Source organism: Pseudoalteromonas rubra (genome assembly GCF_005887115.1).
GTDB lineage: Bacteria > Pseudomonadota > Gammaproteobacteria > Enterobacterales > Alteromonadaceae > Pseudoalteromonas > Pseudoalteromonas rubra_F.
The window spans coordinates 53215-70048 of sequence record NZ_PNCJ01000004.1 but is presented as its reverse complement, the minus strand read 5'-3'; the positions used below and the strand labels follow the sequence as shown (position 1 = coordinate 70048).

Annotated in this window: 12 protein-coding genes and 1 pseudogene; 3 read left to right on the top strand and 10 right to left on the bottom strand. The window is 45.1% G+C overall.

The window, feature by feature from the left end:
- Position 1: 1 nt before the first annotated feature.
- Entirely contained in the window at positions 2 to 3172 is a 3171-nt protein-coding gene (locus tag CWB98_RS00955) for a DUF1592 domain-containing protein (protein WP_138543118.1), read from the top strand.
- 30 nt (positions 3173 to 3202) lie between these two features.
- Complete coding sequence (locus CWB98_RS00950) at positions 3203 to 4429, top strand: DUF1552 domain-containing protein (protein ID WP_138543117.1); 1227 nt, start codon at positions 3203 to 3205, stop codon at positions 4427 to 4429.
- A 135-nt stretch (positions 4430 to 4564) separates the two neighbouring features.
- On the opposite strand, the gene CWB98_RS00945 is transcribed toward CWB98_RS00950, so the two are convergent.
- The 5 genes and pseudogenes from CWB98_RS00945 to CWB98_RS00925 form a co-directional block, all read right to left on the bottom strand.
- Positions 4565 to 5353 carry a hypothetical protein gene (locus CWB98_RS00945; protein WP_138543116.1) on the bottom strand — a complete coding sequence of 263 codons (789 nt, stop codon included), beginning with the start codon at positions 5351 to 5353 and terminating at the stop codon, positions 4565 to 4567.
- Between the two features lie 221 nt (positions 5354 to 5574).
- A pseudogene (locus CWB98_RS00940) lies at positions 5575 to 5845 on the bottom strand (type II toxin-antitoxin system YoeB family toxin).
- An 83-nt stretch (positions 5846 to 5928) separates the two neighbouring features.
- Positions 5929 to 6138 (bottom strand): hypothetical protein, encoded by a 210-nt coding sequence (locus CWB98_RS24335; protein ID WP_138543140.1) that lies wholly within the window; start codon positions 6136 to 6138, stop codon positions 5929 to 5931.
- A gap of 106 nt (positions 6139 to 6244) precedes the next feature.
- Positions 6245 to 6895 (bottom strand): HEPN domain-containing protein, encoded by a 651-nt coding sequence (locus tag CWB98_RS00930; RefSeq protein WP_138543115.1) that lies wholly within the window; start codon positions 6893 to 6895, stop codon positions 6245 to 6247.
- A gap of 8 nt (positions 6896 to 6903) precedes the next feature.
- A complete protein-coding gene (locus tag CWB98_RS00925) occupies positions 6904 to 8097 on the bottom strand; it encodes a DUF262 domain-containing protein (protein ID WP_138543114.1) in 1194 nt (397 codons plus the stop codon).
- Positions 8098 to 8936: 839 nt separating this feature from the next.
- On the opposite strand from CWB98_RS00925, the gene CWB98_RS00920 reads away from it, so the two are divergent.
- Complete coding sequence (locus CWB98_RS00920; RefSeq protein WP_138543113.1) at positions 8937 to 9248, top strand: hypothetical protein; 312 nt, start codon at positions 8937 to 8939, stop codon at positions 9246 to 9248.
- Positions 9249 to 10211: 963 nt separating this feature from the next.
- Here the strand turns inward: CWB98_RS00920 and CWB98_RS00915 are convergent.
- From CWB98_RS00915 to CWB98_RS00895, 5 genes are all read right to left on the bottom strand, one after another.
- Positions 10212 to 12155, bottom strand: a complete 1944-nt coding sequence (locus CWB98_RS00915; protein ID WP_138543112.1) for a RecQ family ATP-dependent DNA helicase — start codon at positions 12153 to 12155, stop codon at positions 10212 to 10214.
- A gap of 452 nt (positions 12156 to 12607) precedes the next feature.
- Positions 12608 to 13024 (bottom strand): hypothetical protein, encoded by a 417-nt coding sequence (locus CWB98_RS00910; protein WP_138543111.1) that lies wholly within the window; start codon positions 13022 to 13024, stop codon positions 12608 to 12610.
- Positions 13025 to 13130: 106 nt separating this feature from the next.
- Positions 13131 to 13766 (bottom strand): glutathione S-transferase family protein, encoded by a 636-nt coding sequence (locus CWB98_RS00905; RefSeq protein WP_138543110.1) that lies wholly within the window; start codon positions 13764 to 13766, stop codon positions 13131 to 13133.
- Positions 13767 to 14218: 452 nt separating this feature from the next.
- The gene (locus CWB98_RS00900; protein ID WP_138543109.1) at positions 14219 to 15403 is read right to left on the bottom strand and encodes an alpha/beta hydrolase-fold protein; all 1185 of its coding nucleotides are present in this window, start codon (positions 15401 to 15403) and stop codon (positions 14219 to 14221) included.
- 333 nt (positions 15404 to 15736) lie between these two features.
- Positions 15737 to 16798, bottom strand: coding sequence for a S41 family peptidase (locus CWB98_RS00895; protein WP_138543108.1), 1062 nt, complete (start codon positions 16796 to 16798; stop codon positions 15737 to 15739).
- Positions 16799 to 16834: the final 36 nt, after the last annotated feature.

The window sequence follows — 16834 nt, the reverse complement described above, 5'->3', positions numbered from 1 at the left end:
AATGATATTCAATAATTTACCACGATTCTCTACCTTGACTCGTAGCAAATCTGCAGCACCTGCTATTGCAAAGTTTGCCGCCTGCATCAGTTTAATCGCAAGCGCGCCGTTTGCTCAGGCAGCGCAGTGTTCATTCAACATTCCGGATAACTGGAACAATGGGTTTAAAACCGAGATAGTCATTGCAAATGACTCAGATCAGAGCATTAACGACTGGTCGCTCGAACTCACCTGGAACCTGGGCATATCCCTGCAAAATGGCTGGAATGGCAATTTCGACTGTAACGACACTGGGTGTACCATCACCTCGCAGGGTCATACCGTCCATGCAAATCAATCATTTGGGCTGGGTTTTGTTGCCAGTAAAAATGGCCTGAGCGAAGACGTTGCCATTACCCTCAATGGGGATGTGTGCAGCAATTCAGGCCCGACTACGCCTCCGGATGCGGTCACAGAAACGGGCTTGTGGGCGCTGGATAGCGCAGAGTCTTCACTCAGCTACGTGTCGGTCAAAAAAGACCATGTGGCAGAGCTGAACCAGTTTGTATCGCAAGATAATGCAGCCCCTGCGTTATCAGGCAGTATCGATGCCGATGGGCGCGTACTCCTGGCAGTCGATTTGAATAGCGTGTCTACCGGTGTGGATATCAGAAACAGCCGGGTTATGGATTTACTGTTTGAAACTGAGCTACTGCCAACGGCGTACTTCAGTACTCAGATTGACCCTGCACTATTGAGCACGCTGGAAGTGGGCAACCCGACGGTTCAAACCGTTACCGGCGAGATGAGCCTGCATGGCGTTAACCATGAACTCAGCCTGGATGTGTTGGTCGTGAAGCTGGCAACGGGCCATGTGAATGTCAATACGCTTACGCCGATGATCATCGACAGTAAAACCTTCGATATGGACTATGGTATTGAAGCACTGCGAGTGGTCGCTAACCTGAGTGGCATTGGCGAGACCGTACCGGTTTACTTTAACCTGACCTTTTTATCAGCCGAGCAAGACGGTTTTGAGCCGGTTGATATGGCGGCCAAACCCGCTGCGCCTTCTGAGCTCAGCGCCAGTGTGCTTTCTACCGAAGCGCAGGCGCAATTAAGCTGGTACGACAACAGCAATAACGAAACCAACTACCTAGTACGTTTAAAATCGCTTGATGGCCGCTGGCACACCGCCGCTACGCTTGCCTCTAACGCCAGTTATTATGAATCGGGTTTACCTGAGTCCGGCGAGTTTGATTACAAGGTGATTGCGCTGAACAACTCAGTGCCCTCCCAGTCCAGTAATATTGCCCGTATCACAGTCACGCAAACCGACCCCATTGCCCGTGGTATGGAGTTGTACAAAACTAACTGTGCCGGTTGTCATGGCTCTGAAGGTGGCGGTCTGGGTTCATTCCCTGCGCTTAATACAGAACGCGATGTACAGGCCATGATTGATGTGATCACTGCGACTATGCCTTATGGCGCGCCGGGTGCCTGTGATGAGCAATGTGCCACGGATATCGCGGCATATCTGCAAACCCTGTGGCCTGCGCCACTCACCTGTGATGTGGGTGTCGCGCCTGTGGCATACGGTGCAAGACAGCTGAAAATCCTGACCCAAACTGAATATCAAAACACAGTAGAAGACTTACTGGGAGTTGATTTTGAAGTGTCAGACGGCCTGTCGCCGGATTCTCAGGTGGGCTTTTTCATCAATAATACCCATGCCGCGGTGCAGCCTTCCAACTACAGCAACTACCTGCTGGTTGCCGAAGAAATCGCACAATGGGTGGCTGATAATGGCTATTCGCCCGCTTTAAGTTGTTCAGCCATCGATGAAGACTGTGCCAACCGTTTGATTGATGAGTTAGCACCACAGATATTCCGCCGACCGCTAACGCAGGATGAGGCAGACAGTTACCGGCTGATCGCAACGGGCTTTTTCAACAATAACGACGTTGCAGCGGGCATGCAGTTAGCGCTGGAAGGCTTGCTGTCTTCGCCGCAATTTATTTATCGTCATGAATTAGGCGAAGCAAACCCGGATAACTCAGAGCTGGATTACGACGCCTTTGAGCTGACCTCGTGGGAAATGGCCACCTTCCTGTCTTATACCTTTACCGGATCAACGCCTGATCAGCTTCTTTGGCAAGCCGCTGAGCGTGACGAGTTACGTGATGAAGCCCATATCATTGCCCATGCAAACCGCCTGGCAGAGCAAGCCAAGCCGGTATTGGGTGACTTTGTGGGCAGCTGGTTAGGCACAGGTAGTCTAGAGGTCGCCAGTAAAGATCAGGACCACTATCCGGGCTTTGCCAATCTGGTACCCGCCATGAAAGCGGAGATCAACGAAACCTTCTCCTATATCATGACTCAGCCGGACGAAAAATTTGGCTCGCTGTATACCGCCAACTTCACGTTCGTCAATCAGATGCTGGCCAACCACTACAACATTCCCGGCGTATCGGGTGATGAACTGCAAAAAGTTGAGACCACACAACGTGGGGGTATCTTGGCCAATGGTGCGTTTATGTCGCGCTGGGCAGAAGTAGACGAGTCGCACCCTATCTTACGCTCGGTCAGAGTGCGCCGTCGTATGTTGTGTCAGGAGCAGCCCGATCCGCCAGCCGGTACCTTTGAAGCCAGAGAGCAAAGGCTTGCCGAGCTGTCTGACTTGTTGCAAGACCCGACGACCACTAACCGACTTAAGTACCACAGCTTGACCGAAGGCCAGCCTTGCTCAAGCTGCCACGAAAAGTACATCAACCCGATGGGCTTTGGGATGGAAGACTTTGATGCGGTAGGCAACATCCGTAATCAAGACAACAACGGTAATGTGATCGATGCATCGGGTACCCTCTACGCTCCTGAGAAGTACGCTCAGGTCAGTGACTTTGTACCATTCAATGGCACTAAACAATTAGGTGCTGTAATAGCCGACCTGTCTTCAGCTCAAAGCTGCTTACCACAGCAAATGTTCCGCTACGTAATGGGTGTGGGTCATGACTCAATCGACCCGACGAGTGAAGAAGACAAGCGTCTGTCTCAGACAGAGCAGGTCGGTTATATGTGTGAAATCGACACTCTGACCAACACCATGATGCAGGAAAGCCCGAGAGCCATGCTGGAGAAATTTGGTTCGCTCAAGTCGGTGCGTTATCGCAAAGCCTGGTCCAGAAGCGAGTAATGCGGGTCACAACATTAAGAGGTTAGTAACATGAAAAAAGAGCATTTAAATAACATGGCGATATCGCGCCGCAGCTTATTAAAAATGTTTATGGCGTCGGGTATTTCGACCGCCCTGATCCGCACATCGCCGCTGGTATCAGGGTTGCTTTACGCACGACATGCCGATGCCATGGACGCCGGGCTGCCCAATAAAACCGTGTCTATATATATTCCGGGCGGCTCGATTGCGTCGCTTTGGAACCCCACAGGCAGCGGTGAAACCATGCAGCTGGGTGTGATGTCGGCAGGCTATGAGCCAGTAAAAACCGAGTGTAACTTTATGGTCAATATGGCCCACTCCAATGCGGGTCATGGCCGTATGCCGGTGCTGCTCGCCCAGAGCTGGGGCGGCGACAGTTACGACGTCACTATGGGCAACGCGTTAGGCCCGAACCTGCCATTTCGTTATCTGAACTTAGGCGTTCACAGTAATGGCCAGGGTCACTTAACCAAAGACAACCGTAACCGTTTGCCGTTCCAGGAAAACCCCTTCACCGTATATAAAATGGTGTTTGGCGGCGCCCAGGGCAGCAACAGTAAAACGCCTATCATGAATGCGCATATGTCGGCAGCCAACGCGATAAAAAACAGACTCGCAGGCTACGAAATACAGCGCATGAATGATCACCTTGATGCCATTGCAGACACCCAGCGGCGTTTAGATGAACTCTCTGGCGGCACCTCCTGTGGCATTGCGCCCGATGACACTGAGTTCCCGTTGACCTTTGATACCTTCAGCCAGCAGGCCAGGCTGCAAGCAGACATTGCTGTGGCAGCTTTGCAATGCAACCTGACCAGCTCGGTATCACTGGCCTTTGGTAACCACCAGTCAGAGTTCCGTATTCCTGAGCTGAACTTCCAGGGGCACTATCACAACGCCATTCACGGTGGCAGTAACGGCCAGCCAAACTACCCGTACTACACCGAAATGCGCAGCCACCTGGGCAGCCTGAGCGCCTATTTGATCCAAAAACTCAAAGCAGCCGGCATCTTAGACAGCACAGTGGTACTAGAAACCACCGACATGGGCCATGCAGACAAACACTCTGCCAACCCCTGCGCCTATCTAATCGCCGGCGGCGGCGCCCGCATCATCCGCGGCGTAGTCAGCGACATCGGCTCTGGCTACAACCAGCACGATGTACTGCACACCGCAGCTAAAGCGTGTGGTGTAGACCTTGGGTTTGGTAAGGAGATACCGGGGGTGATTGTTTAGGTGATTGTTTTGATAACTGCTATTTAGTGAGTAGTTTTGGTTTATAGATAATCAGGACAGCAAAGCCCCTTTTTAGGGGCTTTTTTTGTGGGTATTAATACCGAAGTGTGGCAAACCAACATTGCTCTACTCACACTACATTCTCGTCGCTCCGGACAGTCGACTATAAGGTATGTCGTGGTAAACAGATACCAGCTCCTTAAATAAAGATGACAAGGCTCCTGCATCGAGGTCAGCTTGTTTGCTAGACACTATGATCTTGAGATATCGGGGCTCCTCATTTTCATTCTGTGGCTTGAGGATATCTTCATAAAGTAATACTAGCTTTGCATTGTCTTTGTATTTCATAAATTCAAATCGAGACTTAGATGTTTTTGACCCTAGTTCACTATTTTTGAACACCCCTCGGGAATAGTAAGAACCATCGACGGTTAACGATTTATTTAGCAGACTATCTATCGAAGATAGTTGCAGCCCTTGTAAATCAGATAAATCAAGACTGCTTCCTCGACTAGCTTGCTCATATTTATAATTCATTTCATAGCCAGCTACATCAATTGCATCATCCTCATAGCTGATCTCAACCCGTAACTCTGTTTTTTGAGAGCCAAATCTTAGCAACCCTTTCTCATTTTTCTTGAAGTCACCTGCCAGATAATAGACATATTGCCCCATTGGAGTAACTTCCCAAAAAAGGCCATCATAAACTGCAACCTCTTTGTCATGTGGTTTAAAGTCACTGTAAACCGGAATTTTACCCAACGAGTCTATATAACTGACAGGTTTAATATCGTGATAACTCAGGCTTGCCAGATGCTGATCCGGTTTACTCGTTACATTAACAAATTTGGCTTTTGAACTATGCTCTGTGGAGTTGCACGCTGAGAGAAATAAGATGAACGAAAAAATAGTTACTAAACGCAAAGTATATATCCTGTAGATTTCCTGCCGATACACACACTAAAGTGAACACATTCCTAGAGCCAGGAATTAGAACAACTATGCGTCGACTAGATTTTATTTATTAGCAATAGGAATTTATCATTATATCAATATAGGAATTTATCATTATATCAATATAGGAACAAGCCTCCGTTAGTCACGTTCAGAGCCTGTGATATGTGACTTTGTGGAGTATCCCGCACCTAAAGACGACCTGAATAAGAACAGGGGCAGTTTAGGTTAATGCCCAGCTGCTCGCAAATGCCGAAACCTAGCAATTGACGCCATAGCCCCTTGTTAGTCGCCCAACGATGAAGCCTGTTTGTGTCAAAAATACGTGAAGACCAGAAGCCAGTAAAGCTCACTTTAGTGGCTCAGGTTTGCCTATGCCCTCTTCAGATGGCGAACGTTTAACATCGTTGTGCAGATCATTGATACGTTTCATATTTTCTTGTTCTGGCTTTGCCAGTACAAATAGCCACCGGAGGCATCGTCAGGCCAGAAAACGCTTGCTACTACCCACCAATTAGCTCTCTTTCTGTTGTTTCGCCAGCACGTTACTGCAATATGGAATGACTTAAATGCTCCGCATTTTTGGACGAACGAAGCAGATGAACTGCTGCATCTTCCAAGTCACGGCGAGTAAAGACGGGTTTGTTTGTATCATTAACGACATCTTCCAAAACCGCTTTGAGACTATTTTCGGCTTCGAAAAAACAAAAACACTCATAAAAATCAACATCTTGTAAACCAAATGGAACAAGTATCGTCTCACGACTTTAACTTGCACTGAAAATTGGCTATGAGAGATTGGTAATGCAACTAACTCTTTGCTCAACCACAGCAAAAATGACGGTCAGTTGCAGCCACTTTTTAAACGCTTCCAGCCTTCACCCGAACTATTTTCTTATCGAGCTCTTCAATCCCCACTAGTAGTGAATTGACCAAATCAAACTCATCTTTAGGATTAATTGAGCCTTGGGCCCTTTTTGCTTTGTGAGCTACCTCACCTCGTTTGGTTCCAAAGCTATCTAAGTTTGTTAACCAAGTTTGATCTAGAGAACTAATTTCTACACCCAAAGGTAATATAAGTGTTTTAAAGTTCTTATCTTTTACTCCATGATTATCCTTTAGCTTTTTCGTAAACTGCTTCTGGGCTAAATCGATTACCTGTTCGACAGAATCCTTACCATTTTTTCTAGATTTGGCAATTTGAATAATCTCTTCATTATTTACCTCTTCTACAACATTCCAGCTTGAATGATAAGAAGCTAAAAAAGATACGATAACAATTGATGGTTTCTGGTTTGCCTTCCAGTCACGTATCGCTTCAGTAACTGTTTCTTTTGAAACATCTTCTAGGTATGATTCAATTTCAGCATGAACGAGCAGCCGATATCCTCTAGCTCTATCCTGCTGCCTATCACTATAATCCCCAGTAGGTGAAAATGTATTTGGCAAGAGATGGAGTCTCAACTCTCTCAACCTAGTCTTTAACTCTTTAAAACGGTTAGAAACTCGCATAACACAACCTACACTATGCGATTATCTATTAGCTGAGGAACAGGAAGATCTGATTGCAGCGTTTCATTAAGAATATTAAACCAAGTAGATATCCTTGTTTGAGTTGCAGTCAAGCTTTTCGTCGTTGACTCTATCGATGCTAAAAATTGCCTATCATTCGAACAGATGTTTTTATACGCAGATTCTATTTCTGCTTCTTTCCCGATAACTAATTTTCTTACCTCTTCAACACTGAAAGATAGAATCATAATATCAAAAACTGCTCGATTGAATCTTGATTCATAGCTCCTTCCACTCCATTTTCGATATTGATTTCCATTAAAAATGGATTTAATAGTATTGTGGGCAAGCTCAAATTCTTCAAGCTGACTATTTATTATTCCTTTATTTTCTTCCCATTCTGAATTCAAACTATTACATGTATCATCAAGGAACTTCTTTAGTGTCCCACTATAATCTACCAAGAAATTCTTAAATGAAAAATACCTAAGCAGTAATTCTGCATCTCTCATTCTGAAATCAGGTTTTTTCAGTTTCAGAATCTCTTTAAGCGCATTACTCTCGGATGACTTTTTATCAAGAAAAGTAACAAATGGGCCTGGGTGTAATGCTTGTCTCAACTCTTGAGGAGATAACGGAACACTTCCTGTATTTAGCCTTAAGAATACATGATACAAAAAGTCTTCATTGGGCCAATTTTTTATAACAACTGTTCTTATGGGCTGATTTTCGAATGCAGTTAAATCATCAAATAGAGTCAGGTCGCTTCTCAGGGAATCTAGTGATTTATTTTTTAAATCTTCTCTTATCTCTAAACCTGTCAATTTTAATTGTTGATAGACATTGTCATTACTTTCAGCTGAGAACTGTCGGATGCTTAGCAAACGCTGTTTCCCATCTAAGACAATGTAAGAACCTCTTCTTTCTTTTGATTCTGCCAATACAACTTGAGGAATTGGAAGCCCTAAAATTAGAGATTCTATAAATTTACTTTTCCTTTTTTTGTCCCAAGCATCCCTGCGTTGAAAGTCTGGATTTAACTTAATGTTTCCTTTGTTAATCTGACTAATCAGTGTTTCCGTCGTCCAATCGTTAGCGCTAACAACTGCTGAAGAAAATATATTCTGATCAAGAGCTCCAATATCATCATCAGTCTCTTTCTGCTGTTCATCTTCTATAAATTCAATATTTTCTTCACTCATTCTTTTCTCCTTTTTGTTTAATTCTGAGCCTAACCACTATCGATGCCTAACAGATATTCGCTAGAAAACAGAGTTAAGCCTGGAACCAGAAACAACAATTTTACTCGACAATTTATTTTTAAATAACAATAACCTAGCACCATTCCACCCGTAGCTCAAGCCAAATCAGCTCTGGAGAAACCGGGCCGTAATCATAGCGATGACTTGAGGCCTTACCATGTAAAGATAATAACTTATTGAGTACACTAAGTTTAACAAGAAAACCAAAAGACCCCCATTCAAAATTGGCGTGCCTTGTGGTTTTGCTACGCCTTAACCAAATAGATCACGGTTCGCAAGCAACTTCTCTTATTTTTGCTTGGACACCCCCTCAATTAGTGTGCCTCAGGAAACTGCTGCGCTGTATGTTAATAGATTCAGGTTCGCAGACGCCCAGGATGACGGTAGGGTTTGTGAATTTGATAGAAAAGAATCACCTCTGTGCCGCACGTTAGTAGATCCCGGCTTGCAAGCCGTCGGGGATGACAGTGGGGTTTGCGAGTTCAACTGCAAAGGGGTACCGCTGTGTCGCACATTAGTAGATCCCAGCTAGCAGGAACCACTTAGCCCGGATACCCGCTCCACATTTTGGTCACTCTCCTAAAGCTGAAACTAACCCGGTACTCGCCTGTCATCACAAACTAACAAAAATTATCCATAATAAGTCAGAAGTTTGTAAGCTTGCTCTGTGGCATGCAGTTACAAGCTGACATAAAGGCACAGCCAGTGCCCACTCGTAGCAATGCTAAACAAGGCACTTTGTGCCGTTAGCGAAAATATTAAACACTAAAGGAAGGTCTATGAAAGCGTTATTAACAGTTCTACTTATTTTGTTGCCTGCATTAGCAAATGCAGCAGATATCAACTGTAAAGGCAAAGTCACCTGGGTGATGGATTATCCTCAACAATGTAGTGGCAACACTGCATTCAAGACAAGCGGCTCTAATGGTCAGTGGATTTGTCCACCGTCGGACAAAAGTAACGCCATTGTTTTAGCAGCCCTCGCGGCAGATAAAAGCGTGGAAGTTTACATTGATGATAAAAATGGCTCCATTAGCTGCTCGTCACTTCCTCACTATGTCAGCGCAAGGTACATAATCATTAACCCCTAAATTCTGACAAGTGACAGCGGGGTTTGTGAGCTCAATTGCAACGGAAGCCACTGTATCGCATGTTGGTAGATCCCGGCTCGCAAGCGTCCGGGATGACGGTGGTGGATGTCGTTTTGAAGGTGCTTATCTGTTTGTCCAACCTGCCTGCGCAAAACCCGAAAAAGATACGATAACTAAAGACCGATTGGGTGTATCAATTTTAGGGGGTGCAGGCTCGGAGCTCTTTAGGGGCGCTGGATATAATCAGTCGAAACCAGACACATGTCTGAGCAACACATTTACAGCGGACTGGACCAAGAATCAGAAATGGAAAAAGGGTAATAGAACGAGATAGCTTACATTAGCTATCCCACAAACCTACTCGGCTTAACTCCGCTGGCGCGTCCATATGCGTTTTTTAATTCTTTTTTTCATATAGTGCTCTAATTCTTCTGTCCACTCCAAAATTATTAATACTGAATATAAACACCCACCCCCATAAAACCAACATTTCAAATGATTCATTAACCATCATTGAAAGTGGTGATAAGCAAATTACTGCATTGACAACTTCAACTCTTTTAAAGCCCTCTACGTTTTTCCTCCACTCTTTAAATAGGGGCAAATAATAGCAGCCCAATAGAAATCCAAAGTAAAAAACGATGCCTATCATCTCTCCAATCATGAGCATCAAAAAAGAGAAACTAGATAGAACCATGTATACAAGCCAAACTAAGTATAAGTGCATAAACTACCTAAAATTTATATGGTACAGAAAAGAGCTGTATTTAATTGAATCATTCGTTTTAATTACCGCAGGCAAGAAAGCGGTGTCCACGCCAGCCTGGCCCAACTCAGGATAGCTTACGCTATATGTTACAAAGAGTACGCCTGATTTGACTATCAAGCCGGTACTCATTCAAACACTGTCACGCTTTGATTTTCGTCCTACCCAATAAAGACGCACTAAACCTTTACGCACTATCATCCCCCAAAACCTAATTGCTGTACTTTACTCAAAACCTGCTGATAGCGAATATCTGCGCAGCTGCCAAACCCGGCGCGTTGTCTGAATTTAGAAGAGGTTGCCAGTGGCGAAGTCATGCCGGTTAGGAATCGGGTTAGTATTGCCAGGCTTGGCGTAACGCCAATTTGCATCAGATGCTGTTTTAGCGCACTTAAGTCGTTTCGTAATGTATCGTCCGACGGGAATTCGGCCTGTTTTGACTGGGCTAATTGTGCAACTTGACCGCGACAAGCAGAGCAGTGTCCGCATTGCTCTGGGGCATTTTCATCGTCAAAATAGCGCGCTAAGTTGTAACTTAAACAAGTATTTAACTCAAAAAAGCGCAGCATGGCGGCGATGCGTTTAACCTCAGCTTGTTCCTTATCTAAAAAGTAATCAGCAAGTTCTTTGGCCAGATTTGGCTCTGCCAGCTTAGTTTCATCTACCTGATACACCTGCATCATGCGCTTTGATTCAAGCTCGATATGACCTTGTTCGTGCAGGTAGTCCAGCGCCGCTACAATGCGGTTTCTGTCGTGCCCTAATTGCACTAAGGCCTGAATATCAACAGTGCCCCACACTTTCTTAAATTGCGTATTGGCAATTATCTGCTGAATAAATTGCTGACGGTTCGCATCGAACATGCTGATGACGTCCCGCTCTGTGCGTAACCACTTGAATCTAAAGTCGGCGTAAAATGCGTATTTAGCCTCAATCACGCCTTTCAGTTCGAGTTGTACCAGCAAGGTTTTTAATGCCAGTAACCGGATATTGCTGACTTTAGAGGCGCTGAGCTCCTGCATTTCCCATAAGCCCTGCTGTTGCTGCGATTGAATTTCATCAATCAGTGCCTGAATGCTGGCTTGCTCTGGGGTGTCGGCGTACACAAAGTTTTCAAGCGTCGCAACGCCATCTAAGTTAGCCAGAGTAATGCATTCAGAAAATTGCCCGTCGCGCCCTGCACGGCCTATCTCCTGGCTGTAATTCTCTATCGATTTTGGCAGGTCGTAGTGCACCACAAACCGAATATCGGATTTGTCTATGCCCATACCAAAGGCAATCGTGGCAACAATCACTTGCTTGTGGTTGCTCATAAAGTCGTTTTGGATACTCTGACGTAGGCTGTCATCCAGCCCGGCATGATAGGCGGCAGCGTTTACGCCCGCCGCCTGTAATTGCTTAGCCACTTGCTCAGCCTGTTGTTGCAGCGTGACATACACAATGCCTGCGCCAGCTTGTTGTTTTAAATAGCCAATCAGTGCCTGCACTTTTTGCGCTTCCGGGTAGGCATACACACTTAAATCCAGGTTGGCACGATAAAAGCCCGTCTGAACGATATGCTCGGGTTTTATATCAAACCGGTTCGCCATGTCGCGCTTTACTTTTTTGGTCGCCGTAGCGGTAAGCAGCAGCACCAGTGGAATTTTTAACTCATTACGATAGTCGGGTAGCTTAAGATAATCGGGCCTGAAATTATGGCCCCACTCAGAGATACAGTGCGCTTCATCAACCACCAGCATAGAAATAGGCACTTGCTTAATGAATTCTCTGAAGCGCTCGTTCTTAAAACGCTCAACCGAGATCATCAGCACTTTAATGCTGCCATTTCTGACATTTTGCATCACAGACTGGCTTTGCTCGCGGGTTAACGTTGAATCTAAACTGGCCGCATTGATGTTTTTGCTGTGTAAAAACTCCAGCTGATCTTTCATAAGCGCCAGCAGTGGCGAGATAACTAAGGTTAAATTGGGGAGCTGCAAGGCCGTCAGCTGGTAACACAAGGATTTACCTGAACCGGTTGGGAAAATTGCGAGGCTAGAGTGACCGTTGACCAGCTGGGTGACTGTTTGTTCCTGGCCAGGCCTGAATGCTGAAAAGCCAAAACGTTGCGATAAGGTTTGGTGGAGCGCCGATTCGTTCATGATGCAAAATTCCGTGTTAACAACTGCCGTGTAAGATAACACATTACCAATCCCCAACAATACTTAACCAGTTTGACGGGTGGCAGGCTTCCGGGATGACCAAGGGGTTGGTCGGGTGCGCGACTAGAAGAAGCCACTGCATTGCTGGTTAGTAGATCCCGGCTCGCACGTGTCCGGGATGACCGAGGGGTTGGTCGGGTTTGTGACCAGAAGGAGTCACGGTATTGCGGGTTAATAGATCTCCACTCACATGCGTCCGGGATGACGGTGGGGTTTGTATGTTAGGCTGCACAGCGAATCCTTTACCTGGACATCCACCATAAATTCATTACCTACCCCAAAATTGGCGAGTGACTTGTGTTGGTATGCAATTGTTTTATGTCGGCGTTTTCAAACACAAGGTGGCAGGTTCAACTTGGAACTACACCAACTTTTTTGGATGTTCAATTTGCTTATTTATGTTGCTTTTTCAGCAAATAAGTTCCGTTAAAGTCGGTATCAACACAGTTATCAGGATCGGAACAATCGCGTAAATTTATAATTATATGGCTTCCCCTAAACGTTAAATTTCCTGAGTATGATTCAAGCTTTTTCAACTCATTCTTATACGTTATTTCGAAGCTTTCTTCTGTTAGAACACCAGACAATTCATCAGTATGTATTCTATATAAAACACTGTGATAAGTTGGCCAAAACATTTGCATTTCATCGTGCACCATGTTTGGTTTCTTGCCCTTTAAAGTGAGCATGTACTTTTTCACTTCACCTTTGGTAACTAGAATATCCCGCTCATAGGAAGAGCGTCCCAATAAAGCACAACCAGATAGGAGAAAAATTACGAATATAAGTGCTGTTCGATTCATTTTCATAAAAATTACCCCTTCAACAGAGAAAAACTATAAATTCACTCAAGCGCTTTACCTGAACATCCACCATAAATTCTGGCTTGGACGGCATATCCAACCTAACAAACAACTAAGACGCTAAGCTGCTATGGTTTTTTAACGTACAATGCTCGCGGTTATAGAGTCTATCCATATACTCATTAATGTTGGGAAAGCCATCCAACAGGTTTTGTTCTTGTCCCCAACAAAGTGTGTATGCAAGTACAATATCTGTCACCGAGAATTGGTCGTCAACTAAGTAGTCGTACTGAGAAAAGTGCTTTTCTAACGCTGCGGCAGCTTTTTTATACAGCATATTGTTTTGCGGGACAATTTCCCTAACGTGCTGCTCTGCTGGCAAAACAAAGTCCATTGAGTTGATCTCGGTTGACTGTACAAAGGGCTCCAGCTCACTCAATGTAAAGCAAACCCATTGGTTATGAAGGTTTCTCGACCAGCTTGAAGGTGCTGCTATTAACTTTTTATCTGGCACTAGATCAGCTATCGCCGTGACAATGGCCGCTGATTCAAACAAAGGCTGTCCATTGATTAGTGCCGCAGGTAACTTGCCCAATGGGTGAATATTTAGCAGCGCCTGAGACTTAAAAATGTCTACCCCGTTTTGCACGGACTCGAATGTTAACCCAGCCTCACGCAACGCCCAGCGTACCCGGGCGCTCCTCGTGGGGCCTAGTTCAAATAATTTGATACTGATATCTTCAACCATAATCGCCAGTTATGTTTCTTTGCCTAAAATTGCCATGATTTCGCTTATTGCTACCTGCCACCTTAGCAGTAAGGTACTTGTTATCATACCCATAATAAAAACAAATGACTAAGCAGCTGCTACCCAGTAGTTTTTTAGGGCCAGGACCAAAAGGAGCCACGGCATTGCCGGTTAATAGATCCCGGCTCGCAAGCATTCGGGATGACCGAGGGGTTGGTCAGGTTTGTGACTAGAAGCAACTACAGAATTGCCGGTTAGTAGATCTCGGCTCGCACGCGTCCGGGATGACTGAGAGTCGCTTTGCCAGAACATCTTCCATAAACTCCCTGACAAATCGTGGTGCCGTTTCAATCAAAGCGCTACACGTGGGCTGGATTTTCCAAGCAAGGCAGGTAAGCAAAAGTAGTGCGGTCACATCAGTGGGAAAGCTCGACTTTAGCGTGCCGCTACTTTTAATTTAACTGCGTGTTGATTTCTTTAATTTTCTCTTTTGCATTGCTGTTTCCCGGGTTCAATTGAGTCGATTTTTTATAGGCATCTAAAGCCAACTTATACTCTTTTTCATGCCAATATGCCTCGCCCAGGCTGTCCCATGCGTTATAAGATTCTGGGTAATACTCAGCATTCAACTTAAAAAACTCAATTGCAGCTGCGCTGTTGGTAGGGAATTGGTTGTCGTACAGCCTGTTATAACCAAAGAAGTTCACTAAACCCTCTCTGGGTTTAAGATTGACACCTAATTTATCCGAAATGTTTTCGAAATGCGCTTTTAACTCTGTCGCAGGTCTAAACCTGATGGCGTCATCAATCATGTAACCACTAAAAATATTTTTCAAACCTAAATAAAAGCTCATTATTTGCATTGTATGGTGGTTTTGATCTGTACCAAAAACTTTTGCATGGACGTTTAAGCCCTTAACAGGCGATGCCTCTAGTTTCTGGATGAACTCAATAACATAGTTTTCTTTAGGATATAAAGAAGGCACTCGCTCAGATGTCGAAACAAACAGCTGGCGTTTGCTAAGTTCTTTTTTTGAAAACTCGCGAAAACGTTTGAGCATTATTTGATTGTCCCACCAAAGGCTAGGATCAATGGCCATATAGGCATTGAAAAACTCCGGTGTTTGGTACAGTGAGTGGATAACCGTTAAACCCGTAAAGGAGTAGCCAGCCAAAATCCTGTAATCCGCGGTGTGATAATTTTGCTCTATGTGGGGTACTAATTCTGTTTGTAAGAACTTTAGAAAATTATCCGCGCCTCCTGTCGTTTCCAGCGCCTTTGTCGCTGTCCCACCCCATTGAACAAGAGAATTAGTAGGAGCGCTGTCGCGGACACGATTCTGACTGACGATGCCAACAACTATCATTTCAGGAATTTGGGGGCTGGCATCGGAACTCATTTGTTTTGTGATGCCAGAAAAAGCATGAAAAAAGCTATTTAAATTTGCATCAGTGAAATACAAAACCGGATATTTTTTATAGCCATTTTTTCTATAAGAACTAGGTAAAGATACCCAATATTCTCTATTTTCGTTAAGCACTTTTGACTCTATTTGGTGCTTTTTTCCGATAACAATCTCTTGCGCACACACATTCAGTGTAATGAGTGTGAAAAGAAAAAAAAATAGCTTTTTCATCGTTACAAATCATTCCTGTGATGATGGATTTAGGGCGTGGTACTTAACAGTGTATTCGCTTCCATGCCAATTTAAGTGTGTTTTCAAAGCAGAGAAACCGCTCTCAAAAAGTTTAATTATTGTTCTAAATAACATCAACCTAACACCTGGTTATTAACAGCTCAAGTCAGAACACGCTGGAACAACTGAACCAAGGGTTAGTGGGGCTGATTTGGCTCGGCGACAGTAGGGTAATGCGGCGCTGCATGTTGGCAGATCCCGGCTCGCACGCGTCTGGGGTTACGGTACACAATGTGAGACCTGAGTGCTCTATGTTACCCGATACCAATTCAACTAATTATTGCTGGTTTTAGTATCTAAAGCGGCGAGTTGACTGGTCAGCTGGCGCATTGCCTCTGCTCTCTCTTTGGTCAAATAGGGGTTAGCCGTTTGCCCGGCTAACTGCTGCAATGCCATCAGGTGGGCTTGCGACTTTGCAGACTCAACCTGAATATTGACCTGAGGCATAACCCCTGTCCCTTCCCAGTTTTTCTGGGTGACTGGGCTTACGGTGGTCGCGATTGCCACAAAGGCAATATAATCGTGAGATAGCTTAAATTGCTTGATTGGATTGGCACCCCCTTTTGACGGTTCACCTATTACAGTTGCTCGCCCGAGGTGCTTCATCGCATAAGCAAACGCCTCTCCGGCAGAGAATGTCTCCGGCCCAATCAAGATGTACAAAGGTATATCACGCAGTGTGGCGGCCCCCAGCGGCCGATCACTGCGAAAAGGATAACGACTTCCACTTCTAAACTGGTAAGTGTGCAGCAAAGTGGGCTTATCTAAAAAATAGCTGGCAAAGTGGGATATCATAAAGCCATCTCCCCCACCGTTTTGACTAAAGTCCAGGATGAGCGCATCGCTTCTCTGTATTAGAGCCATCGAGGCAGCGATCACTTCTTTGGCTTGCGAAGATACGGAATCAAAGCCCCACATTTCTAAATAACCGATATTACCGGCCAGCACTTCCACCTGGCGTACACCGGAATTCTTGCGTTTTAATTCGGTGAACCAGGGCTCTCTGGCCTCTTCACTGTGTTGACCCTGGTTATCGACCCGAGTGACCAACGCCAGATGTTTGTCGTATTGGCTCACTAAGTCTGTGACTTGCTTTGACAAACCATGCCGAGATTGTGTGCCGCTAAAGGTTAATGCGCGTAATTCGCCGGCAATTTTTTTAGCAGTATCGGTAAACATATAATTTTGCTCGATAGAATCAGCAAACTCTTCCACAATGCGCTTGGCCTGGGCCGGTTGCAACTGCTGCGCTACGTCAATATCGGCGGCTTTCGCCTGTAGCTTACCGGCGCCCATGACAAACAAACTTAAGCACAATAAATATCTAATAATCATAAAATATCCTTTTTATCGAGTGAGCCAATTGTCAAG

Excerpts from the sequence above, each read along its gene's own strand:
- CWB98_RS00955 (WP_138543118.1), top strand. The coding sequence starts at position 2 with ATGATATTCAATAATTTACCACGATTCTCTACCTTGACTCGTAGCAAA.
- CWB98_RS00950 (WP_138543117.1), top strand. The coding sequence starts at position 3,203 with ATGAAAAAAGAGCATTTAAATAACATGGCGATATCGCGCCGCAGCTTA.
- CWB98_RS00930 (WP_138543115.1), bottom strand. The coding sequence starts at position 6,895 with ATGCGAGTTTCTAACCGTTTTAAAGAGTTAAAGACTAGGTTGAGAGAG.
- CWB98_RS00925 (WP_138543114.1), bottom strand. The coding sequence starts at position 8,097 with ATGAGTGAAGAAAATATTGAATTTATAGAAGATGAACAGCAGAAAGAG.
- CWB98_RS00920 (WP_138543113.1), top strand. The coding sequence starts at position 8,937 with ATGAAAGCGTTATTAACAGTTCTACTTATTTTGTTGCCTGCATTAGCA.
- CWB98_RS00915 (WP_138543112.1), bottom strand. The coding sequence starts at position 12,155 with ATGAACGAATCGGCGCTCCACCAAACCTTATCGCAACGTTTTGGCTTT.
- CWB98_RS00910 (WP_138543111.1), bottom strand. The coding sequence starts at position 13,024 with ATGAAAATGAATCGAACAGCACTTATATTCGTAATTTTTCTCCTATCT.
- CWB98_RS00905 (WP_138543110.1), bottom strand. The coding sequence starts at position 13,766 with ATGGTTGAAGATATCAGTATCAAATTATTTGAACTAGGCCCCACGAGG.
- CWB98_RS00900 (WP_138543109.1), bottom strand. The coding sequence starts at position 15,403 with ATGAAAAAGCTATTTTTTTTTCTTTTCACACTCATTACACTGAATGTG.
- CWB98_RS00895 (WP_138543108.1), bottom strand. The coding sequence starts at position 16,798 with ATGATTATTAGATATTTATTGTGCTTAAGTTTGTTTGTCATGGGCGCC.